Source organism: Paenibacillus sp. P36 (assembly GCF_045866505.1).
In the GTDB taxonomy this organism is placed as follows: domain Bacteria; phylum Bacillota; class Bacilli; order Paenibacillales; family NBRC-103111; genus Paenibacillus_E; species Paenibacillus_E chondroitinus.
This window is the reverse complement of the sequence record NZ_AP038372.1, coordinates 5,552,838-5,567,600: the sequence shown is the minus strand read 5'-3', so window position 1 is coordinate 5,567,600 and position 14,763 is coordinate 5,552,838. Positions and strand designations below refer to the sequence as shown.

Sequence of the window (14,763 nt, the reverse complement as noted above, 5' to 3'; positions counted from 1 at the left end):
ATAGCATATAAATGACTCAGGGAGGTTTTTGAGCATGTTAAAGGGGATAAAAGTGAGGCAGTTCTCGGTAACTACGATTGTGCTGTTGTCCATGTTAGCAGCGGGATGCACGAATGGCAGTAAGCCGACAGGCGAAAAGCGTGAACCAAACGCTCCGAGCACTTCGAGCACGAGTACGACCGCACCTGCGAAAGCGCTTGCACCATATCAGGTTGATTGGTACATCATTGGACCTGGACCGCAGCCGGACGGCGAGCTGGTGGAAGCGGAAATCAACAAAATCACGCAACCTAAGATCAATGCGACGGTTAAAATGCATATTATCCCATTTGCTGATTATGATGCCAAAATGACTGCGCTGCTTGCCACAGGCGAGAAGGTCGATCTTATGTTCACGTCTAATGGGAATATGAATTACAATACGCTGGTCGGTAAAGGCGGGTTAGTTGATATCACGGATAAATTAGATACGCTGGCTCCTGATGCAAAAAAGCTGCTCTCTGACGGGTTCCTGCAAGCAAGTGCAATTAAAGGGCGTACCTACACCATGGCAGCTAATAAAGAGAAGGGCTCCTGGCTCGGTTTTCTTGCTAACAAGACCATGATGGAGAAATATAAGATTGATATTAGCGCAATCAACTCGCTGGAAGAGCTGGAGCCTGCGCTCAAAACGATTAAAGAAAATGAAGCCGGGGCTATCCCGCTCCTGGCAGCAGGTGCAAGTCGCATACCGAATTTCGTTAATCGAAATCTATGGAACGTTTCGCCGGTACAATCGATTGTGCTGAAAAAAGACGCGAGCGGCTACACCTTAGAGCTGGATGAACCGGAATATTTGAAAACGCTTAAAACGTTGAATAAATTTTACCAAGCGGGCTATATTCCGAAGGATGCGGCCGTCATGAAGGCGACGAACGGCGATCGCGCCAAGTCTGCTTTTATTTTCGGACAATTGAAGCCATATGTTGATGTACAGGTGTCCAACGCGTATGGAGCGTCGTTTATTTACCATAACTTCGGCAAGCCGATTACAACGACGAATGATTTGGTAGGCTCCATGATGGGCATTCCGACAAACTCCAAAGATCCGGATCGCGTGTTGATGTTCTACAATATGATGTACACCGACAAGCAGTTGATCAATCTCGTGGGCCGTGGGATCGAAGGCAAGCACATTGTCAAGACAGCCGACAATAGGATTGAATATGCGCCGGGAACGGAAAATGGGAAAAAGTCCGGCTACAATCCCAACGAGACCTGGGCATACGGGAATCAATTCCTTACGTATTTAATGCCGGGCGAACCGGATGATATTTGGGAGCAGTTCAAAAAGTTCAACGGTGAATCCGAAATTATGCCGGATCTTGGTTTCAACTTCGACAGTTCTGCGCTAAAAACAGAGGTTGCCGCCATTAAAAATGTTGAAAGTGAGTTCCGTCCGATTCTGGAAACGGGCTCTGTTGATCCGGATTCGACGATTCCGAAGTTCAAAGAGAAGCTCAAAGCGGCAGGAATCGAGAAGGTCCTCGAAGAAATGAATAAGCAATATGCACAGTGGAAAACCGCTAACAAGAAGTAAAAATCAGGGAACAAGAGGGAGAACGAATGAAACTGCCAAATCGCAAGTCGGAAAGCCGTTATTTCTCCAGCTTGTTCCTGTATTCTTCGACGCTAACGGCTGTGATCGTGCTTGCCGTGACCTATATTTTGTACGTCAATTTCGTCCATATTGAACAAAAGAAGATTTTTTCGTATTCCGAAGAATCCTTATCTCAAATAAGTTCATCCGCTGATGCCATGCTGGAAAATGCGAAAATGGCGATTGCCCAGATTTTGCTCGATCGGGATATGCCTAAAGTGTTTTATCAGTCGGAGACGGACCCTGTTGAAACGAAAACGATTACAGACCGGATTAATTTAATCGGGTCTATGCCTTTTCTGCATTCCGTGTATCTCTATAACGGCAAGCTTGATTTATATTACACTTCGACAATTGGACTGCAAAAGAGTGCCTACTTCGCCGATCAAGGAATCGTTGAAATCATGAACGGTTATAACAGTGACATGAATTTGAAACCGATTACACGAACGATTAAAAATGCGTCAACCATCGGTAACATGGACTATAATGTGTACTCTTTTATTTATTACGAAACTTCCGGTTCAGGGAGAGGCAGCGCCATCATTCTGAATATTTCAGACACTTGGATGAAAAAGGCGATAGCCACCATGGATAAAAGCCAAAGCGGCGGTATCATCATCCTTGATTCGGATGGTGTGCTGGTGAGCAGCATCTATAAGGAGCAAATGCTCAGCGACTTGTCGCATCAGGCATTCGTGCAGGATATTTTGCATGCGGGGGAGAAATCAGGTCATTTTATCGGAGATGTGGATGGGGTTAAATCATTGGTGACCTATGCTTCTTCCGATGCGCTTAATTGGAAATTCGTCCGGTACACTCCTTATGAGGTTGCTGTTAAAGAAGTCGACAAAATGAGAAACAGAACGCTGCAGCTTTGCTTCTTACTGATTGGGCTTGGGCTCTCGCTTGCGTATCTGACATCCCGCCGATTGAATCGTCCGTTCGCTGAAATGTTGAAAAAGCTGGGGGTTCAGGATCAAGCAATCAGAGAAAATTCCTATAAGGCGAAACAAGAATTTTTGAAGCAATGGGTGATTGAAGGCGGATCGTTTCCTCCGAGTATCCTGCAAAAGCGCTTTGAGAGCCATGAGATCAAGCTGAACTTTCAGGAGGAAGTGCGGGTACTGCTTTTGAAAATGGATCGTTATAAAGATATTTGCCGCCAATTTGAGTATAACGACAGAGGGTTGCTGCGATTTGGGATGATGAACATTGCCTTGGAAATCATGTCCAGACATGCCCCTTGCGAAGCCGTGGATTCCGGTGACGATCATGTGATTCTCCTTTTTCATAGACCTCAGATTGAAGAGATGGAACATGACATTGCTCAAATCCGGCAAGAGATTAAGAAATACCTCAAATTCTCCGTAACTTCGGCCGTAAGCCGAGTGGGCGAGGATGTGACTCTGTGTCCTGGTTGTTATTCGGAGGCGTTGGAAATATCAAGATTCCGGGTATTTGCCGGATGGGAAGCTCATCTTGACGCAGATCAGACATCAGAAGCGATGAAACGCTCCTACCGGTACCCGATTCAAAAGGAAGAACTTCTGACCGATGCTCTTATGCTTGGCAAGATGGAAGAAGTTAAGCTGCTTTGTCAGTCTATTTTGGATTCTACGGAAGGGTATTCGTATAAGGATTTGAATTTAACGGTATTGCGGTTGTTTTTCTCCATCAATATGGTGGTAGATACACTGGAGAAGGCTTCAGGTTATAGCTTCGGCATTCCCTTTAATGAGATGTTTGCACATCTCGCTGAGTTGGAAAGATTAGGCGATATTAGCGACCGTTTTATGGAGATGTTCCGGCAAATTGAAGAGAAGCTCGGGGAGAAGAAAAGCGCCAAGTATGAGGAGCTAATCCGAAAAATATATGGCATTATTGACGCTGAGTATCGGAAGGAAGATCTGTGTTTAGATCATATCGCAGACATTTTGAATATGTCCCCAGTCTATCTCGGCAGGTTGATTAAAAAACATACCTCCAAGTCGGTGACGGACTATATTAATGAAGTTAGAATAGAGAAAGCTGCTGAAATGCTGGAAGGTAGCGAACGGCTTATTTCTGAAATTTCAAGTGAAACAGGATTTGCCAGCACGAGCTACTTCGGAAGAGTGTTTAAGAAGATTCACGGCATTACCCCTAATGAGTATAGGCAAAAAATGAGGACGGCAGCGAGTAATTTGTGAGGTGCCGTTCAAGGAGGCGATGACGAATGATATCGCAAACGGGTGCAGACATCATACGCAAAACAGCGCTTGTCACAGGCGGCAGCCGGGGAATCGGCAGAGGCATTGCTTTCGTGCTCGCAGAGAGTGGGTACGATCTGGTAATCAGTCATTGGCAGGACGAAGTGAATGCGAAAGAGACTTCGGAGCTGATCAGGCATACATTTGGCCGATCCTGTGAGGTGTTTGAAGGAAACCTGGAGGAGGAGAACGAGCCGGTTAAGCTTGCAGAGCAAGCGATTCATGTTCTGGGTCGCATCGATGTTCTGGTGAACAATGCAGGGATCACGTTTTTTAAATCAATCGAACATATTGATATTTTGCACACGAATCGGCTTCTTCATCTGAATTTTCGAGCGCCGGTTCTTCTTATGCAGGCCATCAGCCAACACATGATAAAACAGGGCATTCAAGGAAATATCGTGAACATTACCTCAACTCGTGCAGAACGCGCTTATGCGCAAGATGCTGTTTACGGCGGTGTGAAAGCTGCGTTGGCGAGGGCGACGGCATCTGCTGCTATTGATCTTGCGCCTCACGGCATCCGCGTCAATTGCATCGGGCCGGGAGCGATAGACACCAGAGACGGTAGCATGGAACCGCTCCATGTCGTCAATCCGGGTGTACCGCTTCATCGCTCCGGAACACCCAAAGATATCGGCCGAGCCGTCGCTTGGGTGGTGTCTCCGGAAGCATCTTACATGACAGGTACGACGCTGCGTGTGGACGGGGGACTTATTCTGCCTGGCACCCCTCACTAGCTTAATAACTTAAGGGAGATGAATGAGAGTGTCGCACTTACAAATTCGCGATGTACGCGTAATCTTGACCGCTCCGGATGGTATTAATCTTGTTGTTGTAAAAGTAGAAACGACGGAACCAGGCTTGTATGGAATCGGCTGTGCTACGTTCACACAGCGACATCTGACAGTGGCTAATGCCGTTGAGCAATACTTGAAGCCGTTTCTTGTGGGTAAAGATCCGCGCCGTATTGAAGATATATGGCAAACCTCCATGGTCAGCTCCTACTGGCGCAACGGACCTGTCCTGAATAATGCCATTGCCGGCGTCGATATGGCGCTGTGGGACATTAAGGGCAAGCTGGCGAATATGCCCGTGTATGATCTGCTTGGCGGCAAATGCCGCGAAGCGGCGGCGGTCTACCGCCATGCAGACGGACGCGATGCGCAGGAAGTCGAACATCATGTTCGCGCTTTCATCGAGCAAGGCTACCGCTACTTGCGCTGCCAGATGGGCGGTTACGGCGGGCGCGGCCATCAACTGCATTCGCCGGAGAACGCACAGCCCGGCGTTTATTTTGACCCGCAGGCTTATTCGCGCAGCGTGCTTCATCTTTTCGAGCATATGCGCCTGCAGCTGGGCGGCGAGATTGAGCTGCTTCATGACATCCATGAGCGGCTTGTGCCGATTGAGGCTGTCCGGTTGGCGAAGCAGCTCGAGCCGTACAGGCTTTTCTTCCTCGAAGATGCGCTGCCTCCTGAGCAGCTCGATTGGTTCGAAAATCTGCGCAGCCAGTGTGCAACACCGCTTGCGATGGGGGAGCTGTTCGTCCATCCGGCGGAATGGATGCCGCTTATCTCACGGCGGCTCATTGATTTTATCCGCTGCCACATCAGTGCCATCGGAGGCTTGACGCCAGCTAGAAAGCTGGCCACGCTTTGCGAAGCTTTTGGCGTGCGGACGGCGTGGCACGGACCCGGGGATCTTTCTCCCGTAGGTGCAGCAGCTAATATTCACCTGGATTTGGCCAGTCCGAATTTCGGCATACAGGAGTGGACCGAATATTCCGAGCAGGCGAGAGAAGTATTTCCCGGATCTCCGGAAGTACGGAATGGCTATGTCTACGTCAACGATAAGCCAGGACTTGGCATTGACCTAGACGAGAGCAAAGCTGCACTGTATCCTTGTCATGACAAGCTGCCGGCTTGGACACTGGCTCGAATCCCGGATGGAACGGCCATTCGGCCGTAGGGAAGTGAAGAAGGGGAGTGAGCGTTGTGGAGGAGAAGCTGCCCCTTTATATTTGTGAACATGCAGACTTTGCATGTTCGCCATCATTGGACGATCTGGTCTGGGATCGGCTGCCTGCCATTCGTCTTCGAGACATCGTTACTGGCGGCCAGCCGAGGTTGTCCACAGAAGTTAAAGGTTGCTGGAACCGGCTGCGCGAAGCCATCTATTTCCGGTTCACCTGCGATGACGATTACGTCATAGCCACAATGACGAATCATGATGATTCCCTCTACGAAGAAGATGTCGTAGAAGTATTTATTTGCGATACGGGCAAGGTTTCGGAGTACAAAGAGTTCGAGGTCTCTCCGGCGAATGTGAAATTTGACGCTATCATTCATTATGATGCTGCCCGTCCACCGATTCAGGTAGTTAGAGAGTGGCATGCGATCGATTGGAAGACAGAGACGAGAGTTTCCGAGAGTGGTTATGTGTCCATTTGGGAATTGCCGCTGGGCAACTTTTCGGTTGGCGTTCCCTCTGTGAGTGATATATGGCGAATCAACTTTTTCCGCATTGACAGAGGATGCGGTCAGCCGGATGAATTTTCGGCTTGGTCTCCGGTGGGGACGATGCAATTTCATACGCCGGAGAAATTTGGCTTCTTGCAGTTTGCCTGAGAACCATTTTCGTGTAAAGTTAATGTAAGCACTATTAAAGATGTCAATGGGAATGAATCTGCTGAAAAGGCGAGGTTGATGAGATTGAATTTGAAAACGGAGCAATTGAATGTGCATATGGCGGATATCACGGGTTCAAAGTTTGAAAAAGTGAAAGCGGAGGAGCTTGTTTTTGACGATGTGAATCTTGCCAACACAAAGATTCATAATGCGAATATGAGCGGCATGGTGTTAGATGACATCAATATGCAGAAAACAAAGTTTTCGAACATCAACCTTTCGAACACGAGCATTCAGAATGCCAATTTCAGCAACGCTCAGATCGAACATGTTCATTTTGCCGATACCTCATTTACGAAATGCAAACTAGCCAATACCAAGATTGCCAACTGTGATTTCACGGATGCCGAGCTTACAGATTGTGAACTCAGGGGCATGAAAATCAATGGCATTCTTGTTGAAGATTTACTCAAAAACTATTCAGCTAATTAATAAGAGATGAGCAGCAGGAGGCACGAATGCCATTTTTACAGCGAATAACCTTGAATTGGTCCGAGTTGTCCGAAGCGGATCAAGCGGCATTTCCGTTTAACATTAGGCCCATTCGCCAAATCGATGAACTCAGATTCCGCTCGAATGTCACCTTTTTTATCGGAAATAATGGTTCGGGGAAGTCAACGCTGCTGGAGGCGATCGGTGTCTCCTGCGGCTTTAGTGTGGTCGGAGGCCGGGATTTAACGATCAAGAAAGAAAAAGATGATGAATCGCTGGCAAATATCATGAGATTATCGTGGCTGCCCAAAGTCAGCCATGGACTCTTTTTCCGTGCAGAGACCTTTGATACGTTTGCCGGGTATATTGATGAGCTGGCGAAGGATCCGTATATTGGATTTCAAGCTTACGCGCCATACGGCGGCAAATCCCTGAATGAGCAGTCGCATGGCCAAGCCTTTTTGACCTTTTTCCGAAACCGGTTCGGCCGCAAAGGCTTGTACCTGCTGGATGAGCCCGAGTCGGCGCTATCGCCGCAGAATCAGTTGGCTTTCCTCAGCATGATTCGGGAATTGGAGAAATCAGGTCAGGCGCAATTTATTATAGCTACGCATTCCCCGATCATCATGGCGTATCCAGGCGCGCAAATTTTGCAGTTTACTGAAACCGCCATCGAGCCAATCTCGTATGAAGATACGGATCATTTCAATTTAACGAGAGATTTCTTGAATCATCGGGAGCGGTATTTTCGGGCGCTTTTTGATGAGGATGAAGCGGAGGAATAATCATGTCTTTTTTTAAGAAAATGATGGCTAAAGTAGGGATTGGCAACATTGAAATCGACACGCAGTTCCATACGGAGGCTTTCATTCCCGGGGAGCTTGTAGAGGGAGTTATTGTTGCCAAAGGCGGCAGTGTAGAGCAGAAAGTGGACAGAATCTATTTTCAAATCATGACGGAATACCTCAAACCGGCAAATAACGATGCGAATCGAATGCACAGAGAAACGGTTGTGATCGCCAATATTCTGCTTGGGGAAAGTTTTGTTTTTGAACCGGGAGAATCGGTGGAAATTCCTTTCCATTTCGTGCTGCCGCATGAGACGCCTATTTCTATTGGCGTGAGCCCAATATGGATCCGTACAGGCATGGATGTGGACAACGCGGTTGATCCTTCCGATCGTGATCATATCGAGGTGTTGGCTCACCCGCACACGTCGGTTATTTTTGAAGCGTTGGAGGAACTTGGTTTTCATTTACATAAAGCAGAGAACGAATATTATCCGCAGCGTAATTATCATCTGCCTTTTATTCAAAATTTCGAATTTGTACCGTATCAAAATGGGGAATACCGCAGCTCCGTGGATGAGTTGGAGCTTGTGTTCTACCCGGATGAGAACGGGGTCGAAGTCCTTCTGGAATTTGACCGCAGAACGCGGGGCTTCGGCGGACTTTTAGCGGATATGCTGGATACGGATGAGTCCCATCACCGTTTCTTTTTCAGCGTAGATGAGCTTGAGGAAGGTGCTGAATCCGTGGCGGATCAGTTCCGGGGCATTTTTGACGATTTGCTGGATCGGTAACATACACGCCATGCACGAAAGGGACTGTCTCAAAAGATCATGTGATCTTTCGAAACAGTCCCTTTTTAGTAGATACGAAAGTATACGTTTTTTTCTTTTGCTTCGCTCTACCTTGACAAACGCGCTCGTCCGGAGGGACGACGAAGTCATTTATCCTTGTTTCATCGGAAGGCGAATGATTACCGTCGTGCCTTGCCCCGTTTGGCTGTACAAGGTCAGGCCGTATTGTTCGCCGAAGTAGAAACAGATGCGATCATGAACATTTTTAATTCCGATATGGGCCTCGTCTAACGCACTGGAAGGCTGCGCTAGCCTTAATTGCAGCTGTTGCAGCTTTTCTTCGTCCATGCCCACACCATTGTCTTTGATCATGATGAGCATATCATTGCCGGATTTGACCGTGGACACTTCAAGTAAACCTGGCCCGCTTAATCGCTCCAACCCATGCACAATCGCATTTTCGATGAGCGGCTGGAGGGAGAAGTGAATGACCTGCAGTTCGGCGCTTTCGTCCGCAAGCTTCTCGGAATACTGGATTTTATCACCGAAGCGGAGCTGCTGGATTTTCACATATAACCGAATATGCTCAAGCTCTTCACGCAGGGATACGGTTTCTTTGCCGGTCTGGATCTGAATGCGGAACAGGCGGCCGATCATGCCGACCATCTCACTAATTTCCCGCTGTCCGTTAATGACGGCTTTCATTTGGATGGATTCGAGTACATTGGCGAGGAAATGAGGATTAATTTGGCTTTTTAACGCGCCGAATTGAGCTATTTTTTGCTGCACCATCGCCGTAGCCGAGCGCTCGATATAGCTTTGCAGATCCTCCACCATTTTACGGATGCCCTGATACAGCACACCGAATTCATCCTGACGGTCGCTGCTTAAATCAACGTCGAATTTCCCTAACCCGACCAATTTAACCTGTCTGCTAAGCAGAATAATCGGTTTGGTCACACGCGCGGACAGGATAAACATGAAGAGAAGCGCTGTGCCCAGGGAGAGGAAGGCTAAGGTCAGAACTATTTTAATCAAAATATCGGCTTGCTTGGTCATTTCTTTCTCATCGATATATTGAATGACTTTCCAACCGGAATACGAAGAAGTGACAAAGTTAATATACGAGTCAACGCCTGAGAAATTGGCATAAAAACTCCCCGTTTCGTTACCCAGCATGGATTGAATGGCTTGCTCCTTGAGCGTTGCCGACAAATCGCTTATCGACTGATTGCGGTTGGAATTGTAAATCACGCCGCCTTTATCATCAATAATGATGAAATTCCGCTTCCGATCCTCCGATAGCTTCAGAATTTCCCTTAGAGAATCCAAACGAATGTCAATGAGCATGACACCGATAGGCTGTTTGCTGCCTACTTTGTTAATGACTCTAGCGATGGAAATAACCGATTCTTTGGCATTGACCCGATGAAAAGGAAGATGTGCGCCAAAAAGTACGATTCCCCCTGCTTTTTGCTGTGTCTGAATATACCAGTCTTCATGCGTAAAATCCTTCACATCGTAGTCGGAACGATTGAAATTCATCGAGTAAAACATTCTGGAGCCTGCGTAAATTTGAACGCTGTCCACGTTCTTGATCGTCATCTCGATAGAGCTGATAAAATGCTCGATAATGTTGCCGTATACAATCATCTGATCGTTGCCGCTGTCCTCGCCAGCTAGGGTCCAATGCTCCAGCGCTCCTTGCAGCTGTCCGTCCATTTGTGCGTTCAGCGTTCCTTTTTCGATACTTTGCAAGTACTGATCAATGTTGAAGGACAAATTCGTAAGAATTAAGTTGGAGCTGCTTTGGTATTCGTTTTTGACGGCTTGTATGGAAAATAAGTAGATGATAACGGAAATGATTAATAAAGGAATTGTAATAATCAGGATCATCAGTACAAAAATTTGCTGGTTGACGTGCTTCATCCGCCATTTCAACATTTAGGACCAACCCCATTTTTTGCGGTATTCGGTGGGTGTCATTTGGGCGATGATACCAAAGGTTTTGACGAAATGCTTGTAGCTTTTGTACCCGCACATCGTACAGATGTCCGTTACTAATAAGTCAGGCTTCTTTAACAGCTCCTGAGCGTAGGTTATTCGGATTTCCGTGACAAACCGCATGTAATTTTTATCTAATTTTCTTTTGAACAGGCGGCTTAAGTAGGAAGGATTGTAGAAAAAGCGGTCAGCGACCATTTGCAGCGTCACATCTTCCGCAATGTTCTGCCTAATGAAAGAGGCGATGTGTTCAAAAATGAGCACGTCCTGCTGCTGGTCCGACAGCGAGCCATCCCGGGACAAGGTTCCGAGCTGCGCCATCCAATCCCCGAGCCAGTCGAAGAGAGCCTCGAATGTTGAGAAATCATCCGCGAAGGCAAGGCTTAACAGCTTGTCGCTGTAGACGCTTTCAAACGGGATGCTGTTTTTATTGGCAAACTGAATGCAAACGCCGATGAGTTCCTGCAAAAAGGCAAGCCAACGTGCGGGCGCCATTTGCGGCATATGTGCAAGATTGTCCTTCTCAAATCGATGCAAGAGTTTTTTGATTTCCTCTGCATTAGCGCTTTCCAAGCAGGCATAAAGCTGTTTTTTATCTTGATCATCCAAATGAATGGCGGATGATTTGCTTGCATGTGCCGTCTCGCCAACGGCTGCAAGAAACACGTGCCGGCCAGTTTCATAATAACGCTGCCATAATGCTTTATCCGTCTGGTGCAGCAAATGGCCTAATTCAGGCAGTTTGTCTGTTGGTTCCCCGATGGCCATGAAAATAGAAGTTTGGCTCACTTCTCCCGCTTGCTTTAACAAACGCTCCAGTTGTTGAAAAGCAAGTCTTTGATCGACCTCCGCACAGGGGCTATTTAAAATTGCAAGCCCGTATATCTTCGATCTATACATATAGGTAATAATTTGACGTGCCGTTTCAGTCGAATACAGCGACGAAATCGTATCATCAATCCAAGTGGCCGCCATCTGCTTGATGCTATTTTTGGCAAGAGGAGCAGCTGTTTTCATAGGTAACCACGAGATAACAAAAGGGGCATACCCATAGTTGTCGCTTTGGAATTCAAAGATCTGCTGCAGCTTTCCCTCTTGGGCCACAGCGAGATCAGGTTCCTCCAGCAAAAGCTGAACCCATTCGCTGCCCTTGGACAGCTTGCTTTCATGGATGAGCTCGGAGTGGGTTTCCCGCTTCTTCTCCCTAGCTACAATTTCTTGTAGACAACTTTGGATTGTGGTCAGACTTTCTTCGTATTCGAGCGGTTTAAGCAAAAAGGCATGAACGCCGCCCAACGTATGGCTTGCTGCGCATAGGCAAATTCATTGAATCCTGTCAAAATGACAAACACCGTATCCGGGAGCTGGGGGCGCAATTGCTCAATCATCTCAAGCCCATCCATCTCCGGCATGCGGATATCCGTAATAATGAGATGAGGTTTCTCTTGCAAGGCCATTGTTAGGCCAGTTTTCCCGTTGTCCGCTTCTACAATATGGGAGACCTCAAGATCCTGCCAGTTAAAATAATGCTTGATGCCTGTGCGAATGAGTGGCTCATCCTCGACAATGAGTAGTTTATACATAAGATCCCCCGAAAGATTTATGGCCTGCTCTGTTCTTTTTCTAAATTATATACTAAAATCGCTACAAAACGTGTTTGAAAAAGATCGAAAAGCAAATAGGTCAGAATACGACCATAGATGTAAAACCAGTGGGATTTTGCCACGGATGGATATGTTTTATGCTTAGAGCAAGGAATGAAAGCGAAATCATTCGTTCCTATAACGATAATGGGGGTACTTAGATGAGAGCAATGAAAAAAGGGCTGATGACCGTTTTAGGTGTAGCGCTAGTAGGATCCCAATTGGTTGCATGCACCAGTAATTCGGAGGGAAGTAAACCGGCAGCAACGCCGGACGCAGCAACGCCTGCAGCGACCCAAGCGGCTGCTAAGCCCGTCGAGATTACTTGGTGGAACTTTCCCAACTTCCAAACCTTGGACGGTGAAGTCGGCAAATACGAGAAACAAATCATTGCAGCATTTAATCAAAAATATCCGGAAATAAAAGTCAATCTTGAAATGATTACGTTCGATGGAGGTCCGCAAAAGTTGAATGTCGCGATTGCGTCCAATACGGCGCCTGACGTCATTTATGATGCTCCTGGACGCATTATTGATTGGGGCAAGAAAAAATTGCTCGCGCCTTTAAACGACATGGTGACCCCGGAAGTTAAAAATGACATTGCACCGGCATTCTGGAAGCAATCCACCGTCGGCGATCAGATCGTCATGTATCCGCTGAATACGGGGCCGTTCATGATGGCTGTGAACAAAACCGTGTTTGAGAAAATCGGCGCGCTCGATCTGCTTCCGCTGAACAAACCGGACAGAACATGGACGGTAGCGGAATACGAAAAGGCGCTGCAGGCTGTGAAAGAGAAAGCGCCGGATATGATTCCAACGGGCTTCTTCGCGAAAAGCACGGCAGGTGATCAAGGCACTCGCGCCTATTTGGCTAACATGGGGGTTTCAAGATTCCTGTCTGAAGATAACTCGAAAGTTGCGATCAATACCGAGAATGCCGGCAAGGCGCTGGATTGGGTTGTCGAAGCCACCAAAGACAAGATCAGCGTAGCGGGAGCAGCTTCCCTGGCCGCGTCTGACGTCAACGACTTGTTTTTACAAGGGAAGCTGGCTTTTACCCTGAACTACTCGCCAGTGTTGAAAGCCCAAAACGTGGCGAATAAAAAAGTGCCGTTTGAGGATATTTTGCTTCCATTCCCGACACTGGATGGCTCGAAACCTAAGCTTGAGCCGTTCCTTGGGGGGCTCGCGATTTTCAACAACGGGAATGCTGACAAAATTGCAGCTTCCAAGAAATTTATCGATTTCGTTGTCAATGATCCCGTTTGGGGCAAAAAGAACGTCATTCAGACCGGTGGTCTATCCGCACGTACGTCGGTAACCGGCTTGTATGACGACCCTGAGTATAAATATGCGGACTTGGCGCGTCAATTTATCACAGATCCTCCGACAATTGCAGACGGCTATGCGGAAATCCGCACGTTCTGGTTCCCTGAGCTGCAGCGCGCATTGACAGGAACGGCAACGGGGAAAGAGGCGCTGGACGCCTTTGCGGCCAAAGCCAATGAGGCCATTGCCAAAGCGAAAGCGCAAGTTCAAAAATAAACAGCAATAGGCAGGGGGAGCAGCGCAGCAAGCGGCGCTGCTCCTGCACTAAACACGAGAAATGGGGAAAAGGGAATGGAAGCAACGGTTAGCAAATCGAGAAATATGGTCCTGCGCGACTGGCTGATGAGCTATCTCTTTTTACTTCCAGCGTTTGGATTTTTTCTGATTTTTGTCGCATATCCGATGCTAAAAGGTATTTACATCAGCTTTTTCGATTATTCTTTGAGAACTTTTGATTTTATTGGTTTAGATAACTACGTTTCCTTGATGCATAACGAAACATTTCTGAAGTCCATGCGAAATACGATTTTGTTGGTTGTTATTGCGGTTCCGATCGTCATCGTATTTTCCATCTTTGTAGCCGTCAATATTTATAAAATGAAAGAGTTTTCCAGGTCGTTTTTCCGTGGTGTATTTTACTTGCCTGCCGTATCCTCGGTTGTCAGTATTACGGTCGTATGGGGTTGGATTTATCATCCCAACTACGGAATTTTGAATTATATCATCGGTTTATTCGGTTTCGATCCGATATCGTGGTTAGGCGATACAAGAACTGCGTTGCTCGCGATCATTGCCGTTTTGATTACAACGTCTGTCGGACAGCCCATCATTTTGTATGTCGCTTCGCTGGGCAACATTCCTACCTCCTATATCGAAGCGGCGGAGATTGATCGTGCAACCCCGTGGCAAATATTCACCAAAATCGTATGGCCGATGCTCATGCCGACGAATCTGTATGTGATTGTCATTACGACGATTAACACGTTCCAGTGTTTCGCATTAATTCAGCTGTTAACCTCGGGCGGTCCGGTTTACAGCACATCGACGGTGATGTATGGCGTGTACGAGCAAGCTTTTATGCTCGGGCATTTCGGTCTTGCTTCCGCCATGGGCATTATATTGGCGATTGTAATTGGCATCATATCCGTCATTCAATTCAAATATTTTGGCAGCGATGTTGAGTACTAGGA

Annotated in this window: 13 protein-coding genes; 10 read left to right on the top strand and 3 right to left on the bottom strand. The window is 47.2% G+C overall.

Translation table 11 applies throughout. The features are described from left to right. The first annotated feature begins 34 nt into the window (after nt 1-34). From ACKTT9_RS25195 to ACKTT9_RS25160, 8 genes are all read left to right on the top strand, one after another. Nucleotides 35-1,579: an ABC transporter substrate-binding protein gene (locus ACKTT9_RS25195; RefSeq protein ID WP_407868048.1), complete on the top strand. Its 1,545-nt coding sequence runs from the start codon at nt 35-37 to the stop codon at nt 1,577-1,579. A gap of 26 nt (nt 1,580-1,605) precedes the next feature. Then, nucleotides 1,606-3,831, top strand: a complete 2,226-nt coding sequence (locus ACKTT9_RS25190; protein ID WP_407868047.1) for an AraC family transcriptional regulator — start codon at nt 1,606-1,608, stop codon at nt 3,829-3,831. Nucleotides 3,832-3,857: 26 nt separating this feature from the next. Beyond that, nucleotides 3,858-4,631 (top strand): SDR family NAD(P)-dependent oxidoreductase, encoded by a 774-nt coding sequence (locus tag ACKTT9_RS25185; protein ID WP_407868046.1) that lies wholly within the window; start codon nt 3,858-3,860, stop codon nt 4,629-4,631. 28 nt (nt 4,632-4,659) lie between these two features. Continuing rightward, nucleotides 4,660-5,862, top strand: coding sequence for an enolase C-terminal domain-like protein (locus ACKTT9_RS25180; protein ID WP_407868045.1), 1,203 nt, complete (start codon nt 4,660-4,662; stop codon nt 5,860-5,862). Nucleotides 5,863-5,888: 26 nt separating this feature from the next. Next, entirely contained in the window at nt 5,889-6,521 is a 633-nt protein-coding gene (locus tag ACKTT9_RS25175) for a carbohydrate-binding family 9-like protein (protein ID WP_407868044.1), read from the top strand. A gap of 78 nt (nt 6,522-6,599) precedes the next feature. Beyond that, nucleotides 6,600-7,013 carry a pentapeptide repeat-containing protein gene (locus ACKTT9_RS25170; protein WP_407868043.1) on the top strand — a complete coding sequence of 138 codons (414 nt, stop codon included), beginning with the start codon at nt 6,600-6,602 and terminating at the stop codon, nt 7,011-7,013. A 26-nt stretch (nt 7,014-7,039) separates the two neighbouring features. Further along, entirely contained in the window at nt 7,040-7,798 is a 759-nt protein-coding gene (locus tag ACKTT9_RS25165; RefSeq protein ID WP_127450076.1) for an AAA family ATPase, read from the top strand. A 2-nt stretch (nt 7,799-7,800) separates the two neighbouring features. Further along, the gene (locus ACKTT9_RS25160; protein ID WP_407868042.1) at nt 7,801-8,595 is read left to right on the top strand and encodes a sporulation protein; all 795 of its coding nucleotides are present in this window, start codon (nt 7,801-7,803) and stop codon (nt 8,593-8,595) included. 150 nt (nt 8,596-8,745) lie between these two features. On the opposite strand, the gene ACKTT9_RS25155 is transcribed toward ACKTT9_RS25160, so the two are convergent. The 3 genes from ACKTT9_RS25155 to ACKTT9_RS25145 are packed head-to-tail and all read right to left on the bottom strand — an operon-like array spanning nt 8,746 to nt 12,182. Next, nucleotides 8,746-10,539 (bottom strand): sensor histidine kinase, encoded by a 1,794-nt coding sequence (locus ACKTT9_RS25155; RefSeq protein WP_407868041.1) that lies wholly within the window; start codon nt 10,537-10,539, stop codon nt 8,746-8,748. Then, nucleotides 10,540-11,874 (bottom strand): helix-turn-helix transcriptional regulator, encoded by a 1,335-nt coding sequence (locus tag ACKTT9_RS25150; protein WP_407868040.1) that lies wholly within the window; start codon nt 11,872-11,874, stop codon nt 10,540-10,542. Next, complete coding sequence (locus tag ACKTT9_RS25145) at nt 11,841-12,182, bottom strand: response regulator (protein WP_407868039.1); 342 nt, start codon at nt 12,180-12,182, stop codon at nt 11,841-11,843. Before ACKTT9_RS25145 ends, ACKTT9_RS25150 begins: the two co-directional genes overlap by 34 nt. Before the next feature lie 221 nt (nt 12,183-12,403). Between ACKTT9_RS25145 and ACKTT9_RS25140 the strand changes: the two genes are divergently transcribed. Together ACKTT9_RS25140 and ACKTT9_RS25135 are read left to right on the top strand one after the other, a co-directional pair. Next, nucleotides 12,404-13,789, top strand: coding sequence for an ABC transporter substrate-binding protein (locus ACKTT9_RS25140; RefSeq protein ID WP_407868038.1), 1,386 nt, complete (start codon nt 12,404-12,406; stop codon nt 13,787-13,789). 75 nt (nt 13,790-13,864) lie between these two features. Beyond that, nucleotides 13,865-14,761: a carbohydrate ABC transporter permease gene (locus ACKTT9_RS25135; protein WP_157321905.1), complete on the top strand. Its 897-nt coding sequence runs from the start codon at nt 13,865-13,867 to the stop codon at nt 14,759-14,761. Nucleotides 14,762-14,763 lie beyond the last annotated feature (2 nt).

What these genes read in the sequence shown, in the direction of transcription:
- ACKTT9_RS25195 (WP_407868048.1), top strand. Translation starts at nt 35, where the DNA reads ATGTTAAAGGGGATAAAAGTGAGGCAGTTCTCGGTAACTACGATTGTG.
- ACKTT9_RS25190 (WP_407868047.1), top strand. Translation starts at nt 1,606, where the DNA reads ATGAAACTGCCAAATCGCAAGTCGGAAAGCCGTTATTTCTCCAGCTTG.
- ACKTT9_RS25185 (WP_407868046.1), top strand. Translation starts at nt 3,858, where the DNA reads ATGATATCGCAAACGGGTGCAGACATCATACGCAAAACAGCGCTTGTC.
- ACKTT9_RS25170 (WP_407868043.1), top strand. Translation starts at nt 6,600, where the DNA reads ATGAGATTGAATTTGAAAACGGAGCAATTGAATGTGCATATGGCGGAT.
- ACKTT9_RS25165 (WP_127450076.1), top strand. Translation starts at nt 7,040, where the DNA reads ATGCCATTTTTACAGCGAATAACCTTGAATTGGTCCGAGTTGTCCGAA.
- ACKTT9_RS25160 (WP_407868042.1), top strand. Translation starts at nt 7,801, where the DNA reads ATGTCTTTTTTTAAGAAAATGATGGCTAAAGTAGGGATTGGCAACATT.
- ACKTT9_RS25155 (WP_407868041.1), bottom strand. Translation starts at nt 10,539, where the DNA reads ATGTTGAAATGGCGGATGAAGCACGTCAACCAGCAAATTTTTGTACTG.
- ACKTT9_RS25145 (WP_407868039.1), bottom strand. Translation starts at nt 12,182, where the DNA reads ATGTATAAACTACTCATTGTCGAGGATGAGCCACTCATTCGCACAGGC.
- ACKTT9_RS25140 (WP_407868038.1), top strand. Translation starts at nt 12,404, where the DNA reads ATGAGAGCAATGAAAAAAGGGCTGATGACCGTTTTAGGTGTAGCGCTA.
- ACKTT9_RS25135 (WP_157321905.1), top strand. Translation starts at nt 13,865, where the DNA reads ATGGAAGCAACGGTTAGCAAATCGAGAAATATGGTCCTGCGCGACTGG.